This window comes from Streptomyces pathocidini (assembly GCF_001418495.1).
GTDB classification, from domain to species: domain Bacteria; phylum Actinomycetota; class Actinomycetes; order Streptomycetales; family Streptomycetaceae; genus Streptomyces; species Streptomyces pathocidini.
The window spans coordinates 602-7,006 of record NZ_LIQY01000395.1 but is presented as its reverse complement, the minus strand read 5'-3'; the positions used below and the strand labels follow the sequence as shown (position 1 = coordinate 7,006).

5 protein-coding genes are annotated in these 6,405 nt (G+C 54.2%); 3 read left to right on the top strand and 2 right to left on the bottom strand.

Translation table 11 applies throughout. The annotated features are described in order from the left end of the window. Window positions 1-693: 693 nt before the first annotated feature. On the bottom strand, window positions 694-1,071 hold the full coding sequence (locus AOK16_RS29335) for an IS30 family transposase (protein WP_398719703.1): 378 nt from the start codon (window positions 1,069-1,071) through the stop codon (window positions 694-696). Window positions 1,072-1,346: 275 nt separating this feature from the next. On the opposite strand from AOK16_RS29335, the gene AOK16_RS18570 reads away from it, so the two are divergent. Further along, window positions 1,347-1,622: a group II intron maturase-specific domain-containing protein gene (locus tag AOK16_RS18570; RefSeq protein WP_276202513.1), complete on the top strand. Its 276-nt coding sequence runs from the start codon at window positions 1,347-1,349 to the stop codon at window positions 1,620-1,622. Between the two features lie 383 nt (window positions 1,623-2,005). Here the strand turns inward: AOK16_RS18570 and AOK16_RS27280 are convergent, their stop codons facing one another. After that, window positions 2,006-2,320, bottom strand: a complete 315-nt coding sequence (locus AOK16_RS27280) for a hypothetical protein (RefSeq protein ID WP_157859257.1) — start codon at window positions 2,318-2,320, stop codon at window positions 2,006-2,008. Between AOK16_RS27280 and AOK16_RS18565 the strand changes: the two genes are divergently transcribed. Together AOK16_RS18565 and AOK16_RS25895 are read left to right on the top strand one after the other, a co-directional pair. Further along, complete coding sequence (locus AOK16_RS18565; RefSeq protein ID WP_079101533.1) at window positions 2,309-2,881, top strand: group II intron maturase-specific domain-containing protein; 573 nt, start codon at window positions 2,309-2,311, stop codon at window positions 2,879-2,881. The genes AOK16_RS27280 and AOK16_RS18565 overlap by 12 nt on opposite strands. Window positions 2,882-2,912: 31 nt before the next feature. Continuing rightward, window positions 2,913-5,321 (top strand): SAM-dependent methyltransferase, encoded by a 2,409-nt coding sequence (locus tag AOK16_RS25895; RefSeq protein WP_079101534.1) that lies wholly within the window; start codon window positions 2,913-2,915, stop codon window positions 5,319-5,321. The last annotated feature ends 1,084 nt before the right edge of the window (window positions 5,322-6,405 follow it).

Genomic DNA, 6,405 nt, shown 5'->3' with positions numbered 1-6,405 from the left:
GGATCCACCGTTAGATTTACACTCCCCGCTCCGGCAACGACAACAGACGGCGGGACGAGGACGTACTCACAGCGGTTCTCTCCAGTCGGGAAACAGACCACCGAGACTACGAGACCGAAAAGATCAATTGCTTCGACCGACTGGGATCAAGCATCCCCACAACACGCCGTTTAGATAAAAAGCGCATTTCTGCAAGTTTGCACATAATTGGCATATCGTCAGGCAGAAGGAAGATGGAGGAAATGTTATGACAACCTCGTGGAAGCATATTGACGTCCCTATGTATGAACTAGCGTTCGAGGTCCCAGGCGACTGGGAGGTACTCCCTCCGCAACCATCAACTATCAGCCCTGAAATACTTAGAGTTACAGGAGGGCCAGGCCTTCGCGTAATAATGCATAAATTCCCGTCCGTAGGGCGAGGGACTGCCATGCAGATTGCGGAGACTCAGAAGTCTTTGGCCCAAAATAAAGGGAAGGTTAGTTCGCCCAACGTAACTCCCCTCCCCTTCGCGGGAGTTGACGGAGCAATGCTTGAGTTTGAAACCAGAGATGGAACAAGCACCCCAAGCCTCACGCGCCAATACTTCGCCGTACGCGGACACGCCGTTTTTGTTCTTGGTATTTGCAGTACTCAATGGGAGCAACACAGGGATGTATCAGAACAGATTGCACAAAGTGTTCGAGTGGCCCCTTAGGGTAATAGCGAACGCGTCTCACTCGATGGGCAACGGCGGCAATCCAGTCGAGTTATTCGAGAGCATGGCAAGGAACAATAAGCCCTGATTTTAGCAATCGGTGCCACTATCGCCTTTTCTTCGCCGCTGACAATTGTCTCGCTATCCGAAACTCCCGTGTCGCGGTAGTCCAGGGTACGGCGGGGTCGTGCGTTGAGTTCGGTGGTCACCGAGTTCAGGTACCCGGGGTCGGCGGTGATGTCGGTTCCCTTGGGGAAATACTCGCGCAGGAGCCGGTTGGTGTTCTCGTTTGTGCCGCGTTCCCAGGGTGAGTGGGGGTGAGCGAAGTAGACGTGCAAGTCGGCTGCCAGGGAAAGGCGTTGATGCTGGGCCATTTCGTGCCTTGGTGGTGATGAGGGCGTTGTCGGCGTACAAGCGAATCTCCGTACTTGGTGGCGCACGCAGACAAGTACGGGGACAGGCGTCGCAGACGCTGTCGGCGTTCTTGCCCTGGGGCAGGGCTACGGGCAGGAAGAAGCGGCTGGTGCGCTCGACCAGGGTGCCCAGCGCGGTCTTGCCGCCCTTGCCGATGATCAGGTCGCCTTCCCAGTAGCCGGGCGCGGCGCGGCGCGGCGCCTGGCGACGTTGGCGGGCCGCTCGTCCCTGGCGCATCGCCCGCCGCGGTGACGAGTCCCTGATGGACCTGGCGCGCATGTTCAACAGCGTCGTGCAGGGATGGATCAACTATTACGGGTGCTTCTACAAGTCCATGTTGTATCTCTTCCTCCGGCGCATCAACAGGATGTTGGTGGAGTACCAACGACTACACGGCCGGGAGAAACGAGCGGGTGAACTACTGGCAGGCACAGCCCGTCGGTATCCCAACATGTTCGCCCACTGGCGGTTCGGCCTCAAACCTGATGGCTGGACGATGGGAGCCGTGTGAGCCGAGAGGTTCCCGCACGGTTCTGAGAGCGGCGGGTGAGATTCCCACCGCCGACTCACCTCGTCGTCCTGACCGACGGTGGACGCGACGACGTCGAGAGGCGCTGCGTGAGGAAATTGCCGACGTGCTGCAACCGCTCGGTCTTCGTCTCTCCGAGGCGAAGACGCAGGTGGTGCACATGTTGGATGGGTTCGACTTCTTGGGTTCGACATGAAGTCGCATGGTTCGAGTGAGCGCGCTGATTGGAGGGCTGAGCACGATGACAGCAGCGTAGCTCCGGATAAGTGTTCACGGATCTGTCCCCACTCTGACGTGCATTGCTGGTAACGGCAGGGTGCGAAGCTCATGGAAGGCGCCCAAGGAGCTTCCGCTCCATCCGGGGGTTACAGGCAAGGGGAAGGCCGGCTGGACGAAGATCCTTCTGCGGGGAACTCCTTCTGCACGCCGAGCACGAACCACGCAGTCCACGTGAGTGGGAACAGTGGTTCATGACCGTTCGGCGCGTGCTGGCCAAACAGCACATCGTCGAACAGGTCGAAGGCCAGGATCGGACCTTCTACCGGCTCCTCCACGCCCACTGCCGACGGCGGAACCTCGCCAGAACGGTGGTGCACCAGCCATGACGCCGACGCAGATTCCTCGTCGCCCTCGGGGCTTGCTTGAGCCGTGGTGCCTGGAAAGCGGGTATGCCCGGTCACTCTGAGAGGGGACCGCCGCAGCAATGCGGCGGTCCTACCCGACGGTTCCACATCCAGTGGCGCCGCAAGCGAGGAACGGACAAGTGGCATGTCTATACCTTCATCGCCGACCGGCCCATCCGGCAGCTGAAGGACAAGATCCGTGCCCTAACGAACAGAACATCGCAGCAGAACCCCAGGGATGTGCTGATCAGGCTCAACCAGATCATGCGCGGCTGGGCCAACTACTTCAAGCACGCGGTCTGCAAAGCCGCCCTGAGCTCCCTCGCCAGCTTCACATGGCACCGGGTGATCAGCTGGTGGATGGCGCTGCACTGTTGGAAGTGGAAGGACGTCCGTCGGCGCCTCACCGACCACAACGGACGGTGGCAACGGCCCTCGGCAGACAGGATCGAACTGTTCGAGCTCACCCCCTGGACCCATCAACCACGCCTGAACGGCAGAGTCCGTGGAGAGCCCGGTACGGTACGCCGGGTTCGCGAGCGGCACGGAGAAACGGACCGGTGGCAACACTGGTACCGCGCTCCGTGCCGACTCAACAGGCGCCCCCCGACACTCTAATGGAACAAAATGGAAAGGTAAGACAGTGCCAATGGAGAGCTACCCACCAGCTAAAGTATTCCCAACACGTCAGGATCATGACAGTCGATGGCGTTCCCTTGCCCGTGGGGTGGCCGAAAATAGCCAGCACGTTTCTGACGATCCAGCCGTAATTCGGAAACCTGAAAAAATTGGCGACTTAACGATCATTGGATCTGGAATCGAAGCCGTCGGATTCACGTCGGTTGACGAATCCTTAATCAAAAGGGCCGACTATGTATTTTTCTGCGTAGCAGACCCTGCGACTTCCGTATGGATTAAATCCATACGCCCCGATGCCTACGACTTGTACGTCCTTTACGATGACTCAAAGCTGCGATACTTAACTTATATTCAGATGTCTGAAGCGATACTGCATTACGTGCGCAGAGGGGCGAAAGTAGTTGCAATTTACTACGGCCACCCGGGAGTATTTGTATTTTCGACGCATCGAGCAGTGCAGATTGCGCGACGTGAGGGACATAAAGCGGTAATGCGCGCAAATGTCAGCGCACTGGATACCTTGTGTGCCGACTTAGGGGTAGATCCAAGCCAGCCCGGTATGCAAACTTTCGAAGCGACAGACATGCTAATTCGTCAACGCCAGATTGATACAGGATTACACCTGATTCTCTGGCAAGTGGGTCTAATAGGTGAACTTGGATATCGCCGACAAGGCTACCTGAATAACAGCTTCTCCGTACTGTTGGACTACATAGAAGAAGCCTATGGGAGTGACTATCCAATAGTAAATTACATCGGGTCTCGGTATCCAGGAATTGACCCGACTAAAGATCAACACACCGTCTCGAGTTTGAGAGTTCCAGAGGCCCAGTCTACGGTAACTGGAATTTCCACATTCTATATACCTCCTAAACGCCCGTCGGGCGCCGATCGAACGATGCTTGAAAAGCTAGGATTGATAAAACCTGGTCAATCTGTGCGCACATCACAGCAGCCATTGCGAGAGATGTCTCGCTACGGCCCAAGAGAAATGAAAGCGTTTGAAGATTTTTCACGATTTAAAGTTCCCCCGTCGTACCATTGGCAAGATGACACTCCCGCAGCACATTTTATCCTAGCTCTCCGCAATGACGCGGATCTATGCTCTAGGTATGTCGAGGATCCATCTAAAGTGGTATCTTCCTGGGGGCATGAAAAGCTAAGCTCCCGTGAGAAAGATTTGTTGTCGCGACGCGATGCTGGCGCTATGCAACTGGCAGCTAAAGGAAGCTCAGTAAAGACTAACTCCGATGCCGAGTTGATATTACGGAAACTCATAACAAAAAGATCTCGCACACGGGCTTTGTTCCGATCTACTCAAAATGCGAGTAACGGCGATGTGAGATGCATACTAGACTCGTGGAGTAGGGATTGCGGGTATTCCGTAGACTGGGATATCATGCCTGCTGAATTCGGCATGCTCCTACGGGAAAAGCTATATCCATGGACGGGGTACTATCTGTCGCGTCGACTCCGTATCGGGGTGTATATACTTGGGTCCTTTAGGGAAAATGCACGGAACCAAATTTTCCTTAATGGTCGCGAAATTAATGAAGTTTACTACAGTAAAGGTACGCTCAGGTGGAGCGCCGATGACGGAAATACTCATAGTGGATTTCTTCGAACGCAAATATCCACGAATGGGGTGCGTAAACTAGTAGGCGCTGTGTGGTCCGCAGATGATCGCTTGGAAGATCGTTATCGTTTATCTCTCAATGAATACATAATTCCTGCAAGCTTACCGTTGGCGGGGTTGGCGGGTTCTTACCAGGCAGTCGGAGCCCCGTACGGTATCGTGACAATCTCACCAGATCTCACGGACAGTAGCAGCCCTAAAATGCGCGTTTACGTAGATGGTAAGACCCTAGAAAGTCCGATCAGAGTTGGCGCATCGACTTTTGATATAGACGGATTTCGGATTCCATTCGAAAGTTTCCGAAAAACCTCTGACTTTCCAAAGTATTTTGAAGGAATCTATGTTGCCAAATGTCTAAATAAGAGTGAGGGGTTGCTGAACTTGACGTTGAACCCAAACACAATTAAACCTTTAGATGAAAGCGCTGCGGGAATGGGTCGGCAAAGAGTTTCAACGACCTGGACAGGGAAAGATCAAGAGTATTGCAGGGGAGACATGACACTCATGATCGACCCAATTACTCTGCATCCAATGATGTTCGGCAAAGTATACAAAGATGGGAACAGTGAATCTACTCCCGTGACAGGAATGGTTCCCGTCAGTAGATTTACTGAGGAAAAACTCAAAAGTGAACCCCATGCAGGAATGCCCGATTGGGCATGGTCACATCTCGTCGAGATTGCTTGCACCGCCAGCCGTCGTGGTGGACTATTTTTATGGCATAACTGGCAGAATACCTCAGCCACTGTTCAGATGATCCATCGCATGTTTGAGGAGGTGTAACCTCATGCGATCGCGCTCTGAGATTGCTAAACAGGCTGGCCCAGTACCGATAAGGCCTTGGATTACAATAGCGTATGATACGCATTTATATCCGTTTGCTGAAATAATCTCTAGCGATATATTTAAAGTCCCTCACCTGCATCACCTCCATCGGTACGCCCAGAATAAAATTCTGGCGCAGGGAGGAAGGCGAAACCTCAGAGAGCAAGATAACATATCCCTGCGAAATATGCTCCAGCGGGTTCCAGATGATTGCACATTTTATCGCTTGTATCATTCTTTCATGTTAAACGTGTTAGCTAGGCTAGTGGGACGTTCCTTATCATATTCAAGCCATCCGAAGATGCGTGTCCATCTCCCAGGAACTGACAGTGTTAGCTCATTCCATCACGATATCATCGTGACCCGCCGGACTGATCAAATCAATTTCTGGATGCCGTTCACAAACGTCGAAGGAACTGCCACATTATGGTTGGAAAGCCACTACGGGGGTGAGGACTTTTCTCCAGTACCGTTGCGGTATGGACAGGTGTTGATATTTGATGGAGGATATCTGGGGCATGGCACTGTGGCAAATGCTTCTCCAGCCACGCGGATCAGTTGTGATATGCGGTTCTCCTACAAGGGGGCTAGAGGCCGTATCGATGGCGTCGACCTCATGAATCGGATTATTAGGAGAATTGATGCCAAGGGTCTGGCGGAGTCAAATGAATCCGGGGCGCCTGAAGAGGGGGTGTCAATTTAGCAGATTTATACTCCAGTTGCATTTTGCTATTGTCGCTGGTCAAAGGCTCGTTTTTGAGTGTAGCGAGCTGACTGGCCGTCATGTTGGCGGAGTTCGTGACCGGCGGTGTGATGGGCGTGTCCGGAGGATCGTGTAAGTCCGTGATCTGATGACTCTGGCGGGGCCGGGTGGCCTAGCCGGTCGGAAAGGCAAGATCGCGTGACTGAGCTCCACATATCCGAGGTGTCCGAGACCGGGCAGATCCCGGCCGAGCAGGTGAATTGCCCTGGTCGAGCAGTTGGTGGACTCCGCGGATGCCACGGGTGCCCCGCTGGCCGGTGAGGGCGGGCTGCTGCAGCA